The sequence below is a fragment of the Rhodococcoides kroppenstedtii genome, from assembly GCF_900111805.1.
GTDB lineage: Bacteria > Actinomycetota > Actinomycetes > Mycobacteriales > Mycobacteriaceae > Rhodococcoides > Rhodococcoides kroppenstedtii.
Genome location: NZ_FOJN01000004.1, coordinates 295,641 through 310,726 on the forward strand (window position 1 = coordinate 295,641; position 15,086 = coordinate 310,726).

Genomic DNA, 15,086 nt, shown 5'->3' on the forward strand with positions numbered 1-15,086 from the left:
ACCGGTCGACCCGCCCGGCCGGGCTTCCTGAGATCCCACAACGTCGGTCCCCTTAGGTTGGTGGCATGGCCATACGAGAAGCGTTCGGGCGCGACGGCACGTCGCTGGTGTATCGGGTGACCGGCGATGCGGCGGCTCGGCCGCTCGTGCTGGTCCACGGCTGGGCGCAGAACTCCGCGTGCTGGGGCGACGAGCTGCTCGCTGACCTCGCCGAGCGCCACCGGGTGATCGCCGTGGACCTGCGCGGACACGGCTACTCGGGCGCCCCCGAGTCGGGTTACGACGACAGCGCGCTCTGGGCCGGCGACCTGCACGCGATTTTCGAACAGGAAGGCGTTCGCTCCGGCGCGGTCCTGCTGGGGTGGTCCTACGGCGGGCTCGTGCTGTGCGACTACCTCTCGGTCCACGGCACCGCCGCCGTCGCGGGCGTGATTCTCGTCGGTGCCATCACCTCGATCGGCCGCGACAAGCCGGGCGGCACCGTCGGCCGCGCCATGCGGGCCGCCATCCCCGGCGCGACCAGCGAGGACGCGCGCGTGGCGATTCGCGCGCTCGGCAGCTTCGGTACCGCACTGACCGGTCCCGACGCGAGCGGCGTCGCCACTCAGGCGCTGTTCGGCACGTCCCTGACGACGCGGCCGCGGGTCCGGTCCGCCGTCTTCGCCCGCGACGTCGATCACGACGCCACCCTGCGCGCCCTCGACGTGCCGACGCTGGTCCTGCACGGCACGGCGGACACCGTCGTCGACGTCGCCTCGGGTCGCCACGCCGCCGAGCTCGTTCCCGGTGCGACGACGTCGTGGTGGGACGGCGTCGACCACGGCCCGTTCGTGGCGGATCCGGCGCGGTTCCTGGCCGAGACGACGGCGTTCACCGAGGCGCTCGGCCGCCTCTGACCGCGCCGGTGCGGTCCGCCCGGAACCGGGCCGGGCGTCCCACCGGAACGGCCCGTGGCGCCCCGCCGGAACCGGACAGGGCACACTGGAACGGTGGTCCGCCGACGCAGTCCCGACCGGGTAGCCGTGCTGTCGCTGCACACGTCTCCCCTGGCGCAGCCGGGTACCGGGGACGCGGGCGGCATGAACGTCTACGTCCTGGCCACGGCGAAGGCCATGGCCGCGCGGGGCGTGGAGGTGGAGATCTTCACCCGGGCCACGTCGTCCCGCGACGAGCCGGTGGTCGAGGCGGCCGACGGTGTCCTGGTCCGCAACATCGCGGCGGGGCCCTTCGAGGGACTCGACAAGAACGACCTGCCGACGCAGCTGTGCGCGTTCGCGGCCGGTGTCCTGCGCGAGGAGGCGCGGCACGAGCCCGGGTACTACGACATCGTCCACTCCCACTACTGGCTGTCCGGTCAGGTGGGCTGGCTCGCCCGCGATCGGTGGCGAATTCCGTTGGTGCACACCGCCCATACGCTCGCCGCGGTGAAGAATCGGTCGGTGGCGGCGGGCGATCGTCCCGAACCCGCGGCGCGGGAGATCGGCGAACGGCAGGTGGTCGCCGAGGCGGACCGCCTGACCGCCAACACCGCCGACGAGAAGGAGGCGCTCGTCGCCGCCTACGGAGCGGACGAGGACACCGTGGACATCGTCGCTCCCGGAGCCGATCTCACGCTGTTCTCGCCCGGGGACCGGGGCGCCGCCCGCGCGAGTCTCGGTCTGGCGCAGGACGAGATCGTCGTGACGTTCGTGGGACGCATCCAGCCGCTCAAGGCGCCCGACGTCCTCGTCGCGGCCGCCGCCGTGCTCGTCGATCGCGACCCGGGACGGCCGCTGCGCGTGCTCGTCGTCGGGGGCCCGTCGGGAACCGGTCTCGAGCGGCCGGATTCGCTCATCGACCTCACTCGCTCCCTCGGTATCGCGCATCGGGTGACGTTCCTGCCGCCGCAGCCGCCGGAGCGACTCGCCGACGTCTACCGCGCGTCCGACCTGGTTGCGGTGCCCAGTTATTCGGAATCCTTCGGGCTCGTGGCGATCGAGGCGCAGGCCTGTGGCGTTCCCGTCGTCGCCGCCGACGTCGGTGGCCTCGGCGTGGCCGTGCGGTCCGGTGAGACCGGGGTACTGGTCGACGGGCACGACGTCACGCAGTGGGCCGACGCCCTCGACTCGGTGTTGCGCGACGACGATCTGCGCGGGCACCTGGCGTCGAATGCTTCACGGCACGCACGGAACTTCTCGTGGGACCACACCGCGGACGGGCTGCTCGAGACGTACGAGCGCGCGGCGTGGCGGTTCGGCCGCACCGGCGGCGTGGACCGGCCGACCGGAGAGTTCTCCCCCCGCCGCCCGCGCGGGCTGTGGAGGATGCGGCGAGCGGGATCGGTGGGAGCGCGATGACGACACAGGACGGAACGAACGACCGGGCAGGGACGATCGAGCGGACGGCGGCGCTGATCGCCGACGTGCTCGCGGACCGCGAGTTGGATCACCACCGGGCGTCGGCCACCGAGTTCGTCGTGGAACTGCCCGGCGAGCGCAAGCTCAAGACCACCACGCTGCTCACCGTCGGGAACCACGGAGTGCGCGTCGAGGCGTTCGTCTGCCGCAAGCCCGACGAGAACTTCGAGGGTGTCTACCGATACCTGTTGCGGCGCAACCGACGTCTGTACGGCGTGCACTACACGATCGACAAGATCGGCGACGTCTACCTGGTCGGTCGGATGTCCACTCACGCGGTGACGGGCGAGGAGATCGACCGCGTCCTGGGTCAGGTCCTCGAGGCCGCCGACGGCGACTTCAACGTCCTGCTCGAGCTCGGATTCGCCGCGTCGATCCGCCGCGAGTGGGAGTGGCGCGTCTCCCGCGGCGAGTCGCTGCACAACCTGGAGGCGTTCCGTCACCTGGTGGAGCCGCAGGAGTCGACCGGGGGCTGGCCGAATCCGCGGTGACCGGGCCGGTCGTATCCCGACGGACCGGGCCGGTCGTATCCCGACGGACCGGTCCTCGAATCGGACATCCCTCGACTACGCTGCGGTTGTGACACCTGTCACCCGACGGAGGCAATCACCGTTGGTGTGACCGGGCGTGCACACTAAGATTCACCCCGTAGTCGTCCCCGCGCCGTATCGAGGAGATCCATGAGTTTCCGCAGCCCGTATCCCGACGTCGAGATCCCCGAGAAGAGCGTCCACGAATTCCTCTTCGGCGACCTGAGCGAGGACGACCTGTCGCGTCCCGCCCTGATCGACGGACCGTCGGGCGCCGTCACCGACTACCGCACCCTCGTCGCCCACATCGACCTCGTCGCCGGCGCACTCGCCGCCCGCGGCGTGCAGGTCGGGGACGTCGTCGCGCTGCATTCGCCCAACGTGCCGGCCTTCGCCTCGGTCTTCCACGGCATCCTGCGCGCCGGCGCCGTCGCCACCACGGTCAACGCGCTGTACACGGCCGACGACATCGCCAAGCAGCTCACCGACTCCGAGGCCACGATGCTGTTCACGGTCTCTCCGCTGCTGCCGCAGGCGAAGGCCGCCGCCGAGCAGGTCGGCCTCGCCGCGGACCGGATCGTCGTGCTCGACGGCGCGGAAGGGCACGAGTCGCTGAAAGACCTGCTGACGGAGGGCAACTCGGCTCCCGATGTGAGCTTCGACCCCGCCACCCACCTGGCCGTGCTGCCGTACTCCTCGGGCACCACCGGGCGGCCGAAGGGTGTGATGCTGACCCATCGCAACCTCGTCGCCAACGTCTCGCAGGTCCAGCCGCGCATGGGCGCCGGCCGGGACGACGTCCTGCTCGCCGTGCTGCCGTTCTTCCACATCTACGGCATGACGGTGCTGCTGAACCTCGGCCTGAAGGTCCGCGCGACGCTGGTCACCATGCCGAAGTTCGACCTCGAGATGTTCCTGCGCCTGACCACCGAGAAGAAGATCACTTTCCTCTTCATCGCACCGCCGGTGGCCGTCGCGCTGGCCAAGCACCCGCTGGTGGAGCAGTACGACATCTCCAGCGTCCGTTGCGTCTTCTCCGGCGCCGCAGCGCTCGACGAGAACCTGGGCAACGCCGTCGCGCAGCGGCTGCACACCAAGGTCCGCCAGGGCTACGGCATGAGCGAGCTGAGCCCGGTCTCGCACGCCATCCCGTTCGACGGCGACGACGTGCCGCTCAGCAGTTGCGGTGCGGCCGTGGCCAACTCGGAGAACAAGATCGTCGATCCCGCCACCGGCGAGGAGGTCGCTTACCCGGCGGCCGGGTCCGCCGAGGTCAGCGCGCCCGGCGAGCTGTGGATCAAGGGACCCAACGTCATGGTCGGCTACCTGCGCAACGAGCAGGCCACCGCGGACACCCTGGACTCCGACGGCTACCTGCACACCGGCGACATCGCCGTCGTGGACGGCAACGGCAACGTCAGCATCGTCGACCGCCTCAAGGAGCTCATCAAGTACAAGGGCTACCAGGTCCCGCCGGCCGAGCTCGAGTCGCTCCTTCTCACCCACCCCGACATCGCCGACGCCGCCGTCATCGGTGTGCTCGACGACGAGGGCGAGGAGGTGCCGAAGGCGTTCGTCGTGCTGCAGCAGGGCGCGTCGCTCACCGAGGACGACGTCATCTCCTTCGTCGCGGAGAAGGTCGCGCCGCACAAGAAGGTTCGCCGCGTGCAGTTCATCGACACGGTGCCCAAGTCGGCCTCCGGCAAGATCCTGCGCAAGGACCTGCGGGCCGCCGAGACCGTCTAGGAACCGTTTCTCCTCCCGCCACCCCCGTCCGCCTCGTGCGGGCGGGGGTGGTGCGCGTTTCGACACAGTATTGTGGCCGCTTCTGCGAGATCGTCGATCTCGGCTCGATTCCGTGGGAAAACTCGCGCGGCACGGTAGTAATGAGCCATGGACACGACCACGATCGACACACCCCAGGGCCAGGTGCGCGGACGCACCGAGAACGGTGTCACCGCGTTCCTCGGGGTGCCCTACGCGGCGGCGCCGTTCGGACCGAACAGGTTTCGAGCACCCACGGCGCCGCCCTCGTGGGACGGGGTGCGGGACGCTCTCGATCACGGCGCCACGGTTCCTAAGGTCGGGTACCGGCCGCCGACCAGCGAGATCCTCAGCGAGCCGGAGGTCGCCGGCGACGACTGTCTGAACGTCGCCGTGTACACCCCGGACCCGGGTGGGTCCGCGCCCGTGTACGTCTGGATCCACGGCGGGGCGTTCGTCAACGGCAGCAACGCCGTTCCGGCCTACGACGGATCGGCGTTCGCTCGCGACGGCGTGGTCGCGGTGGTGATCAACTACCGCCTCGGTGTCGACGGGTTCGCGCGGATCGACGGCGCTCCGGCCAACCGCGGTCTGCTCGATCAGGTGGCGGCCCTCGAGTGGGTGCGCGATCACATCGCGGCCTACGGCGGCGACCCGGCGCAGGTGACCGTGGCGGGGGAGTCGGCGGGGGCGATGAGCGTCGCCACGCTGCTCGCGATGCCCCGCGCCGAGGGCCTGTTCCGCCGCGCGATCCTGCAGAGCGGCGGCGGACACAACGTGATCGCGGAGGAGACCGCGAGCAGGGTGGCCGCGGCGCTCGCGTCGTCGCTGTCGGTGGAGCCCTCGGTCGACGGCTTCGGATCCGTCTCGGTGGATGCACTGCTGGACGCGCAGCGGTCGCTGTCGGACCGGGTGGCGGCGGAGGCGGCGTCGGGGGCGTGGGGCGAGCTGGCGCTGAAGATGATGGCCTTCCAGCCCTACGTCGACGGCGACGTGGTCCCGGCGGAGCCGTACTCGCGCATCGCGGACGGCGCGGGTGCGGAGGTGGAGATCCTGATCGGTACCACCAGCGAGGAGCACGCCTTCTTCCTGGTGCCCGCGGGCATCGTCCCGCACATCACCGAGGACTATCTCGCGGCGATCCTCGCGGGGTACCGACTGAACCCCGCGGCTCTGGACGTCTACCGCGCGCAGCTGCCCGACGCCTCGCCGGGCGAGCTGATGATCGCGATCATGACGGACTGGTTCTTCCGGATGCCGGCCGTGCGGATCGCGGAGGCCCACCCCGCGCACGTCTACGAGTTCACCTGGCGTTCGCCGCTCTTCGACGGGAACCTCGGGGCCTGCCACGCGCTGGAGTTGCCGTTCGTGTTCGACGTGCTGGACAAGCCGGAGACCGCCCGCATCACCGGCCCCACACCGCCGCAGGCGCTGGCGGACGAGATGCACCGCGCCTGGGTCGACTTCGTCCGCACCGGCAACCCCGGCTGGGGGCGGTACGGCACGGCGCGGACGGTGAAGATGTTCCCCGGCACCACGGTCGACGATCCGCGCGCGGCGACGCGGGAGGTGTGGGACGGCGTCCGGTGACAGTGTTCGTGCGAAGTCCATGCGTTCGTCGAACGAGCGTCCGTGCGTACGACGTGGCCGGTCGGCGCTCGTGAGAAACTGACGCCATGAGCATCGGAACTCTGATCCTTCTGCGCCACGGCGAGAGCGAATGGAACGCGTCCAACCAGTTCACCGGGTGGCAGGACGTGCGCCTGACCGAGAAGGGCGAGGCCGAGGGGCGGCGCGCCGGTGAACTGCTCAAGGACGCCGGGGTGCTGCCGGACGTGCTGTACACCTCGCTGCTGCGCCGCGCGATCAGCACCGCGAACCTCGCGCTGGACGCGGCCGATCGGCATTGGATCCCGGTGGTGCGCGACTGGCGTCTCAACGAGCGCCACTACGGCGCGCTGCAGGGTCTGAACAAGGCGGAGACGAAGGAGAAGTTCGGCGACGAGCAGTTCATGCTGTGGCGCCGCAGCTACGACACCCCGCCCCCGCCGATCGAGGCCGGCAGCGAGTACAGCCAGGACGCCGATCCCCGCTACGCGGACCTCGAGACGGTCCCGCTCACGGAGTGCCTGAAGGACGTCGTCGAGCGGTTCGTTCCGTACTACGAGGAGACGATCGTCCCCGAGCTGCGTGCGGGTCGCACGGTCATGGTGGCCGCGCACGGCAACTCGTTGCGCGCATTGGTGAAGTACCTCGACGGCATCTCCGACGCCGACATCGCCGCGCTCAACATCCCCACCGGCATCCCGCTGCAGTACGACCTCACCGAGTCCGGCGACAAGCTCGTCCCGACGACGCCCGGTGGCGTCTACCTCGATCCGGAGGCCGCTGCGGCGGGCGCGGCCGCCGTGGCGAACCAGGGCGGAAAGTAGCCCCCACGTGAACGCTGCGCGAACGGGCGTCGGACGCCGTGTGACGTCGGGAAAACCCGGCCCACCGTGCGACGACGCCCGTTCCGACCGCCGTACGATTCGCCCGTGAACACCCCGACCGTCGTCATCCTCGTCGCCGTCGCGGCGTTCGGTGGCTACCTGGTCGGTGGCGTGCTGGTGCCCTATCTGACGTCCGTGCGGGCGCAGCGGCTCAAGCGCGAGAACGGGCTGACGATGTCCCAGGTCCTCGACCTCATCGTGCTCGCCGCGCAGAGCGGGATCGCCGTGGTCGACCAGTTCCACGACGTCGTGCTCTTCAACCCGCGCGCGGAGGAACTGGGCCTGGTGCGGGCTCGCTCGCTCGACGAGCGGGCGTGGAAGGCCGCGACCCGCGTCCTCGAGACGGGGGAGGGCGTCGAGGTCGACCTCACGGTCCTCGATCAGCGAGGCCGGCCCGGCATCGCGGTCCGCGGCACCGCGCAGCTGCTCAGTCGGGAAGACAGACGCTTCGTGGTCCTGTTCGCCGACGACGATTCCGAGCAGGTGCGGATGGAGGCGACCCGTCGGGACTTCGTCGCCAACGTCAGTCACGAGCTCAAGACCCCGGTGGGGGCCATCGGCCTGCTGGCGGAGGCCCTGCTGGAATCGGCCGACGATCCGGCGTCGGTGCATCACTTCGGCGAGCGCATGCTCGACGAGTCCACCCGGCTCGGCAACATGGTCAGCGAGCTGATCTCCCTCTCCCGGCTGCAGGGCGCCGAGAAGTTGCCCGATCTCGACGTGGTCGACGTCGACACCGTCGTGCGCAACGCCCTCGCCCGCTCGGAGCTGAAGGCCCAGGCCGCGGGCATCACGGTCACCACCGATCACCCCAGCGGGCTCGAGGTGCTGGGGGATCAGACACTCCTGGTGACGGCCCTGTCGAACCTCGTGGAGAACGCCATCGCCTACTCCCCGCAGGGAGCGCCGGTCACGGTCACCCGCTCCCAGCGCGACGTCGACGGCCAGCGCATGGTGGCGCTGTCGGTGACGGACCGCGGCATCGGCATCGCCAAGGAGCATCAGGAGCGGGTGTTCGAACGCTTCTTCCGCGTGGACAAGGCCCGGTCGCGTGCGACGGGCGGGACCGGCCTCGGACTCGCGATCGCCAAACACGTCATGGCCAATCACAACGGCCGCATCGAGCTGTGGAGCAAGCCCGGCACCGGGTCCACCTTCACCCTGCTGATCCCCGCTCACATCGAAGACGACGGAGAACCGTCATGACCGCAAAGGACATCCCGTGACGAGTGTGCTGATCGTCGAGGACGAGGAATCGTTGGCCGACCCGTTGGCCTTCCTGCTGCGCAAGGAAGGGTTCGAGGCGACGGTGGTGGGCGACGGCCCGTCCGCACTGGCCGAGTTCGACCGGTCCGGGGCGGACATCGTCCTGCTCGACCTCATGCTGCCCGGCATGAGCGGCACGGACGTCTGCAAGCACCTGCGGAGCCGCTCGGGCGTGCCGGTCATCATGGTCACCGCCCGCGACAGCGAGATCGACAAGGTCGTCGGCCTCGAGCTGGGAGCGGACGACTACGTCACCAAGCCGTACTCCTCGCGCGAGCTGATCGCGCGGATCCGGGCCGTGCTGCGCCGCGGCGCCGACACCGAGGAGATCGACGACACCTCCGTCCTGTCCGCCGGCCCGGTGCGGATGGACGTCGAGCGGCACGTGGTGCAGGTGAACGGTGAGACGATCACCCTTCCGCTCAAGGAGTTCGACCTGCTCGAGTACCTGCTGCGCAACTCCGGTCGTGTGCTGACGCGCGGTCAGTTGATCGACCGGGTGTGGGGCGCGGACTACGTCGGCGACACCAAGACGCTCGACGTGCACGTCAAGCGGCTGCGCTCGAAGATCGAGGCGGACCCGGCCAAGCCGGTGCACCTGGTCACCGTGCGCGGACTGGGCTACAAGCTCGAGGAGTAGCCCGGCAGGTGCGGCCTCAGGTCCGGGAGGCCTCGCGCGTGGCGGGATGGACGGCGATCAGGCCCAGCCCCTCCCGCCGACGGCACAGCGCCGCGAGCTCGGTGTAGACGTCGATGCCGAGGAGCTCGGTGAGTTCCGGAGCGTAGGACTGCCACACGGGCTTGCTGCCCACGTGCGCGTCGGGGGACCCGGTGCAGTACCAGGACAGGTCGGCGCCGCCCTCGCCCCAGCCGCGCCGGTCGTACTCGCCCACCACGGTCTGCAGGATCTCGACGCCGTCGGGGCGGGTGACCCAGTCCTGGGTGCGTCGGACGGGCAACTGCCAGCAGACGTCGGGCTTGACGGTCAGCGGTTCGACGCCGGTGCGCAGCGCCATGCGGTGCAGGGCGCAGCCGATCCCGCCGGCGAAGCCCGGCCGGTTGAGGAAGATGCACGCGTCCTTGTACTTCCGGGTGCGCACCGCCTGCTCGCCCTCGAGGTCGTCGATCTCGGTGTAGCCCTTCTTGCCGTGGCCCTTGTCGAAGAACTGCCAGTCCTCCTCCGTCAGCATCGCCACGGACCGATCGAGCTTGGCCCGATCGTCGTCGTCGGAGAGGAACGCGCCGTGCGAGCAGCAGCCGTCGTCCGGCCGGCCCGGCACCGTGCCCTGGCAGGCGGGGGTGTCGAAGACGCAGGTCCACCGCGACAGCAACCACGTCATGTCGACGCGAACGAGGTGGGCGGGGTCGGTGGGATCGGTGAACTCCACCCACTCGCGCGGGAAGTCGGGCGGCACCTCGGGCGCCGGATCCAGCTTGGCCGTCGCCACCGGTTCCAGCACGTCGGCCGGACGCTCGGTGACATCCTTCGGAGCACGTGTCACAGGCCACGACGCTAGACCCAGTACGGTGTTCGATGTGCGGCTAGGGGTGCTCGACGTCGGAAGCAACACCGTTCATCTCCTCGTGGTCGACGCCCATCGTGGTGGTCACCCGACACCGATGAGCTCCACCAAGGCTGCGCTGCGCCTCGCGGAGAACACGGACGACGCGGGCGACATCACCGCCCAGGGCGCCGACCGACTCATGCGGACCGTGGCCGATTTCGCCGGAATCGCCCGATCGTCCGGCTGCGGTGAACTCATGGCCTTCGCGACGTCCGCGGTGCGCGACGCGCGCAACTCCGACGCCGTGCTCGGCCGCGTGCGCGACGAGACCGGTGTCGACCTGCAGGTTCTCTCCGGCGAGGACGAGTCGCGTCTGACGTTCCTCGCCGTGCGCCGCTGGTTCGGCTGGAGCGCCGGCCGGATCCTCGACCTCGACATCGGCGGCGGATCGCTCGAACTCAGCACGGGTATCGACGAGAACCCCGACGTCGCGATGTCCCTCCAACTCGGCGCCGGGCGCCTCACCCGCGACTGGCTGGACGAGGACCCGCCGGGCAAACGTCGCGTCGCCGTCCTGCGGGACTGGCTCGACGCCGAACTGGTGGAACCGGCGAAGGCCGTCCTCGCCCCCGGGCTGCCGGACCGTGCCGTGGGAACGTCGAAGACCTTCCGTTCGTTGGCCAGACTGACCGGAGCGGCACCGTCGGCGGCCGGCCCGCGGGTCAAGCGCACGCTGACCGCGGACGGCCTCCGTCAGGTGATCTCCTTCATCTCGAGAATGACGGCGGCGGATCGCGCCGAGCTCGAGGGAGTCAGCGCCGACCGGTCACGGCAGATGGTGGCGGGCGCGTTGGTGGCCGAGGCGGCCATGCGCGCGCTGTCACTCGACACCCTCGAGATCTGCCCGTGGGCGCTGCGTGAGGGGCTGATCCTGCGCAAGCTGGACACCGAGTCGTTCGGTGACGTCGTGCCGACGACGGCGACGTGACCGGGCGAGTGGCCCCACCGGAACCGAACGACCGAGACCGACCGACGAGAACGACCAGGTGAGTGAGACAGGGCGCGAGATGACCGACGACAACACAGGCGGCACCACCGGCCCGGTGTCGGTGGCGGAACTGCTCGCCCGCAACGGCGCGACCGTGGGCACGGGCGGCCGCCGCCGCCGCGGCATGGCCGGCGGCATCTCGGTCGCCGAGCTGACCGGTGAGATTCCCGTCATCCGGGACGAGGCGCCGGCCGACGAGGACCGGGCCGACGAGGACCGGGCCGACGAGAACAGGGTCGACGAGGACCGCACCGAGGAGACCCCGGCCGTCGCCGAGGAGCACCCGGTCGAGACGGAGACCGAGCCGGTGGCGGAGTCCCAGCCGGAGACCGAGCCGGTGGCGGAGTCCCAGCCGGAGCCCGAGCCGGTGGTGGAGCCCGAACCGGAGCCGGTGGCCGAGACGGAGACCCGTCGTCGTCCCACCCCGGCCTTCGTCCCGCAGGAGGAGCCCGCCCTCTTCTCGGGCGCCCCCAGCGTGGCGGGGGACCGGCTGCGCGACTCCGTCGCGCGCCCGGACCGGCGTGCGGAGCCTGAACCGGAGCTCGAGCCGGAGCCCGAACCCCAGCCCGAGCTGGATCTCGGCCTCGAGCAGGACGCCGAGCCGGAGACCACCGTGCTCACCCGCGTCGACGCCGACGTCGAGGCAGCTGCCGACGCAGAGACGGACAGCGAGACCGCGCCCGACGAGGCGGCGGACACCCCCGCTCCCGCCCGGTCGCGCGGACCGGTCCGGCAGTGGTTGTCGCTGGTGGGGCAGGGCGCCGTCGCGATCGTGCTCGGCGCGCTGCTGTTCAAGGGCTTCGAGCGGCTGTGGGAGATGCTCCCGTGGGTCGCGCTGGTGCTGGCGTTCTTCGTGATCGTCGGTCTGGTGGCCGTGGTGCGTGTGCTGCGCCGCACCGACGACATCGTCTCGATCCTGCTCGCGGTGGTGGTGGGTGTGTTCGTCACGCTGGGCCCGCTGGCCTTCATGCTGTCCACATGACGGTGCCACCGAGTCGGCCGACGACTCCGGTCGGGCTGTCGACGGCGTCGGTCTATCCGCAGAACACCGAGTCCGCGTTCCGGTTCGCCGCCGAGCTCGGGTACGACGGCGTCGAGCTGATGGTGTGGGCCGAGCCGATCAGTCAGGACCCCGCGGCGATTCGCCGTCTCTCCCGCACCTACGGCGTTCCGGTGCTGGCCGTGCACGCGCCGTGCCTGCTCATCACCCAGCGAGTGTGGGGGTCGGACCCGGTGGCGAAGCTGGCCAAGACGGTCCACGCCGCCGAGGCGCTGGGTGCGCGCACCGTGGTGGTGCACCCGCCGTTCCGGTGGCAGCGCGCGTACGTCGATGGCTTCGCCGAGCAGACGGCGGAGCTCGAGGAGGCGTCCGACGGTGTCGTGGTGGCCGTGGAGAACATGTTCCCGATGCGGCTCGATCGACTGTTCGGCGCGGTGACCGGCTCGGCGCGGCGCCTGGAGCGGCGTGGCGGTCGGCCGGGACTGGGCGTATCCGCCTTCGCGCCGTCGTACGACCCGACGGACGTCGGCTTCGCGCACTACACACTGGACTTCTCGCACACCGCGACGTCGGGACTCGACGCCGTCGACCTCGCCGACCGCATGGGTCGCGGGCTCGCACACTTCCATCTCGCGGACGGCCGCGGCGCGTCCGTCGACGAACACCTGGTGCCCGGTGACGGCACCCAGCCCGTCGCGCAGGTCCTGCGCCGCGTCGCCGAGCGAGGCTTCGACGGGCAGGCGGTGGTGGAGATCAACACCCAGAACGCCCGCACGGCGGCCGAGCGCTCCACCGCCCTCGAACGGTCGCTCGCCTTCGCCCGCACCCACCTCGGCCGGCCCTCACGGTCCGCCCCGGCAGAACCGAGTACGTCGTGACCGATGCCCCGTTCCGAGACCTGACGACGCTGGAGCGGGTCGAGACCGACGTCTTCGCGGGCACGATCGATCCGACGTGGACCATCGGACCCAAGGTGCACGGCGGCGCGATGATGGCGGTGTGTGCCGCGGCCGCGTCGCAGCGTCTCGCGAGTGACGACGACCCGGCCGTGCTCTCGCCGCTCGCGGTGAGTGCGAGTTACCTCGCGGCGCCCGATCCCGGTCCGGTGACCGTCACCACGACGATCCACAAGCGCGGTCGCCGCGTCGCCCACGTCGACGCCGTCCTGAGCCAGGGCGACCGACCCGCCGTGCGGTGCGTCGTCACCCTGGGCACACCGGACACCGCCGCGCCGGTTCACCGGGAGCACGACGGGCCGCTCGCGTCCGCCCTGGCGATGGACCCGACCCCGCCGGACGCCGCCGCCCGCGTCGCGCCCGGACATCCGATGGCCGACGTCGTCCACGTCGCCCGCGGCTGCGACATGCGGCTCGATCCGACCGCCGCGTATTTCCTCACGGGCGCACAGGGATCCGCCGAGATCCGCATGTGGGTGCGCCCGCGACCGGACGACGAGGACGATCCCGCCACCGCCGCGCTCTTCGCCGTCATGACGGGCGACATCTGCCCGCCGGTCACGATGAACCGCGGGCTGTTCGGGTGGGCGCCGACGGTGCAGTTGACGACGTACCTGCGCCGCACCCCGACGCCGGGATGGCTGCGCGTGACGTCCTCGTCGGCCGTCGTCGGGGGACAGTGGTTCGAGGAGGACCACACCGTCGTCGACGAGACCGGCGCGCTGGTGGTGCAGAGCCGTCAGCTGGCGATGGTGCCGCTCCCGCAGGCCTGATCGGCGCCGTGAGAACCTGTCACCCATGACGAGAATCGCGGTGATCGGTGGCGGCCGAATCGGAGAGGCGTTGATCGCCGGGCTGATCGAGGGGGGACTGCCGACGGGCTCGGTGGTGCTGGCGGAGAAGCATCCGGCGCGCGCCGAGGCCGTGGCGACGCAGTTCGGCATCCGTGCGACCAGCGTGGTCGACGCCGTGGAGGGCGCCGACGTCATCGTCGTCGCGGTCAAGCCGGACGACGTGGACTCCGTCGTCACCCAGATGTCGAAGGCCGAGCTCAACGGCGAGCGCGAGCAGATCGTGGTCTCGATGGCCGCGGGAGTGCCGGCGTCGCGGTACGAGCCCAAGCTGCCCGCGGGCATCCCGATCGTGCGGGTCATGCCCAACACCCCCATGCTCGTCGGCGAGGCGATGAGCGTGCTGGCCCCGGGTCGGCACGCGCGGTCAGAGCACATCGAGGCCGTCCGCAAGCTGCTGGGCACCGTCGGCCGCACCGCCGTGGTCGCCGAGGACAAGATCGACGCGGTGACGGCGGTGTCCGGTTCCGGGCCCGCCTACTTCTTCCTCATGGCCGAGGCCATGGTGGACGCGGCCGTCGGGCTGGGTCTGACACGCGAGACGGCGACGACGCTGGTGACGCAGACCATGGTGGGCTCGGCCGCGATGCTCGACCGGTCCGACGAGTCGGCCACCGAGCTCCGCGCCGGGGTCACCTCGCCGGGGGGAACGACGGCCGCCGCCCTCGCCGAACTGGAACGACGCGGGTTCCGCGCCGCGGTGTTGGACGCCGTGGAGGCGGCCAAGGCACGCAGCGTGGTGCTGGGGATCCCGCCCGACGGGACTCCGCTCCTCGGCTGATCGGGTCGGCCCCGTCGGTAATTCGGACGAAATCCACCCCCACCCGTCGCAGAAGTCACAGGTGTCCCGCTAAGCTCGGTCGCAGCACGTGCGTGTCTGTTCCGCCGGAGGGGAAGCCGGCGGCGCGGACGTGCCGGAGGTATGTGAATTTCATGGAATCAGTGGACAAGCCGTCCGGGTCGGGTTCGAAGAACTCGTCGCACGACGGAGGACCGGCCGTGGCCGGCACGCAATTCCTCACGGTGGCCGAAGTGGCGTCGTTGATGAGGGTGTCCAAGATGACCGTGTACCGCTTGGTGCACGGTGGCGAGCTGCCGGCCGTTCGGGTGGGCCGCTCGTTCCGAGTGCACGCGAAGGCGGTGCACGACTACTTGGAGACCTCCTACTTCGACGCCGGCTAGGTGTAGTGACCTGACACGTTGTTCTCAGGCGGTCAGTCGGGTGATGGGTGGGTGTCCGCCGAGGGCGGAGTGGCCTCGTCGAGTGTTGTAGCGGAC

General features: G+C 70.8%; 15 protein-coding genes. 14 read left to right on the forward strand and 1 reads right to left on the reverse strand.

The window, feature by feature from the left end; all coding sequences use genetic code 11:
* Nucleotides 1-65 precede the first annotated feature (65 nt).
* From BMZ18_RS07105 to BMZ18_RS07140, 8 genes are all read left to right on the forward strand, one after another.
* A complete protein-coding gene (locus tag BMZ18_RS07105; protein WP_068362537.1) occupies nucleotides 66-896 on the forward strand; it encodes an alpha/beta fold hydrolase in 831 nt (276 codons plus the stop codon).
* Nucleotides 897-950: 54 nt separating this feature from the next.
* Entirely contained in the window at nucleotides 951-2,336 is a 1,386-nt protein-coding gene (mshA, locus tag BMZ18_RS07110) for a D-inositol-3-phosphate glycosyltransferase (protein WP_371828487.1), read from the forward strand.
* Nucleotides 2,333-2,887 (forward strand): type III secretion system chaperone family protein, encoded by a 555-nt coding sequence (locus BMZ18_RS07115; RefSeq protein WP_068362648.1) that lies wholly within the window; start codon nucleotides 2,333-2,335, stop codon nucleotides 2,885-2,887. Before mshA ends, BMZ18_RS07115 begins: the two co-directional genes overlap by 4 nt.
* Before the next feature lie 189 nt (nucleotides 2,888-3,076).
* On the forward strand, nucleotides 3,077-4,672 hold the full coding sequence (locus BMZ18_RS07120; RefSeq protein WP_068362535.1) for an AMP-binding protein: 1,596 nt from the start codon (nucleotides 3,077-3,079) through the stop codon (nucleotides 4,670-4,672).
* 147 nt (nucleotides 4,673-4,819) lie between these two features.
* Nucleotides 4,820-6,280: a carboxylesterase/lipase family protein gene (locus BMZ18_RS07125; RefSeq protein ID WP_068362532.1), complete on the forward strand. Its 1,461-nt coding sequence runs from the start codon at nucleotides 4,820-4,822 to the stop codon at nucleotides 6,278-6,280.
* A gap of 86 nt (nucleotides 6,281-6,366) precedes the next feature.
* On the forward strand, nucleotides 6,367-7,122 hold the full coding sequence (locus tag BMZ18_RS07130; RefSeq protein ID WP_068099446.1) for a phosphoglyceromutase: 756 nt from the start codon (nucleotides 6,367-6,369) through the stop codon (nucleotides 7,120-7,122).
* Between the two features lie 105 nt (nucleotides 7,123-7,227).
* Nucleotides 7,228-8,388 (forward strand): sensor histidine kinase, encoded by a 1,161-nt coding sequence (locus BMZ18_RS07135; RefSeq protein WP_068362645.1) that lies wholly within the window; start codon nucleotides 7,228-7,230, stop codon nucleotides 8,386-8,388.
* Nucleotides 8,389-8,404: 16 nt separating this feature from the next.
* Nucleotides 8,405-9,088: a winged helix-turn-helix domain-containing protein gene (locus BMZ18_RS07140; RefSeq protein ID WP_068362530.1), complete on the forward strand. Its 684-nt coding sequence runs from the start codon at nucleotides 8,405-8,407 to the stop codon at nucleotides 9,086-9,088.
* A 16-nt stretch (nucleotides 9,089-9,104) separates the two neighbouring features.
* Here BMZ18_RS07140 and BMZ18_RS07145 read toward each other — a convergent pair whose 3' ends face one another.
* Nucleotides 9,105-9,881 (reverse strand): DUF3109 family protein, encoded by a 777-nt coding sequence (locus BMZ18_RS07145; protein ID WP_068362642.1) that lies wholly within the window; start codon nucleotides 9,879-9,881, stop codon nucleotides 9,105-9,107.
* A gap of 103 nt (nucleotides 9,882-9,984) precedes the next feature.
* On the opposite strand from BMZ18_RS07145, the gene BMZ18_RS07150 reads away from it, so the two are divergent.
* The 6 genes from BMZ18_RS07150 (at nucleotide 9,985) to BMZ18_RS07175 (ending at nucleotide 14,990) form a co-directional block, all read left to right on the forward strand.
* Nucleotides 9,985-10,941 carry a Ppx/GppA family phosphatase gene (locus BMZ18_RS07150; RefSeq protein WP_068104831.1) on the forward strand — a complete coding sequence of 319 codons (957 nt, stop codon included), beginning with the start codon at nucleotides 9,985-9,987 and terminating at the stop codon, nucleotides 10,939-10,941.
* A 79-nt stretch (nucleotides 10,942-11,020) separates the two neighbouring features.
* On the forward strand, nucleotides 11,021-11,983 hold the full coding sequence (locus tag BMZ18_RS07155; protein ID WP_068362528.1) for a Yip1 family protein: 963 nt from the start codon (nucleotides 11,021-11,023) through the stop codon (nucleotides 11,981-11,983).
* The gene (locus BMZ18_RS07160; protein ID WP_068362520.1) at nucleotides 11,980-12,879 is read left to right on the forward strand and encodes a sugar phosphate isomerase/epimerase family protein; all 900 of its coding nucleotides are present in this window, start codon (nucleotides 11,980-11,982) and stop codon (nucleotides 12,877-12,879) included. Before BMZ18_RS07155 ends, BMZ18_RS07160 begins: the two co-directional genes overlap by 4 nt.
* Entirely contained in the window at nucleotides 12,876-13,730 is an 855-nt protein-coding gene (locus tag BMZ18_RS07165; protein WP_068362517.1) for a thioesterase family protein, read from the forward strand. Before BMZ18_RS07160 ends, BMZ18_RS07165 begins: the two co-directional genes overlap by 4 nt.
* Before the next feature lie 25 nt (nucleotides 13,731-13,755).
* On the forward strand, nucleotides 13,756-14,589 hold the full coding sequence (proC, locus tag BMZ18_RS07170) for a pyrroline-5-carboxylate reductase (protein WP_068362513.1): 834 nt from the start codon (nucleotides 13,756-13,758) through the stop codon (nucleotides 14,587-14,589).
* 152 nt (nucleotides 14,590-14,741) lie between these two features.
* Nucleotides 14,742-14,990, forward strand: coding sequence for a helix-turn-helix domain-containing protein (locus tag BMZ18_RS07175; protein ID WP_068099453.1), 249 nt, complete (start codon nucleotides 14,742-14,744; stop codon nucleotides 14,988-14,990).
* Nucleotides 14,991-15,086: the final 96 nt, after the last annotated feature.

What these genes read in the sequence shown, in the direction of transcription:
- BMZ18_RS07155 (WP_068362528.1), top strand. Translation starts at nt 11,021, where the DNA reads ATGACCGACGACAACACAGGCGGCACCACCGGCCCGGTGTCGGTGGCG.
- BMZ18_RS07105 (WP_068362537.1), top strand. Translation starts at nt 66, where the DNA reads ATGGCCATACGAGAAGCGTTCGGGCGCGACGGCACGTCGCTGGTGTAT.
- BMZ18_RS07125 (WP_068362532.1), top strand. Translation starts at nt 4,820, where the DNA reads ATGGACACGACCACGATCGACACACCCCAGGGCCAGGTGCGCGGACGC.
- proC (WP_068362513.1), top strand. Translation starts at nt 13,756, where the DNA reads ATGACGAGAATCGCGGTGATCGGTGGCGGCCGAATCGGAGAGGCGTTG.
- BMZ18_RS07175 (WP_068099453.1), top strand. Translation starts at nt 14,742, where the DNA reads ATGGAATCAGTGGACAAGCCGTCCGGGTCGGGTTCGAAGAACTCGTCG.
- BMZ18_RS07130 (WP_068099446.1), top strand. Translation starts at nt 6,367, where the DNA reads ATGAGCATCGGAACTCTGATCCTTCTGCGCCACGGCGAGAGCGAATGG.
- BMZ18_RS07120 (WP_068362535.1), top strand. Translation starts at nt 3,077, where the DNA reads ATGAGTTTCCGCAGCCCGTATCCCGACGTCGAGATCCCCGAGAAGAGC.
- BMZ18_RS07115 (WP_068362648.1), top strand. Translation starts at nt 2,333, where the DNA reads ATGACGACACAGGACGGAACGAACGACCGGGCAGGGACGATCGAGCGG.
- BMZ18_RS07160 (WP_068362520.1), top strand. Translation starts at nt 11,980, where the DNA reads ATGACGGTGCCACCGAGTCGGCCGACGACTCCGGTCGGGCTGTCGACG.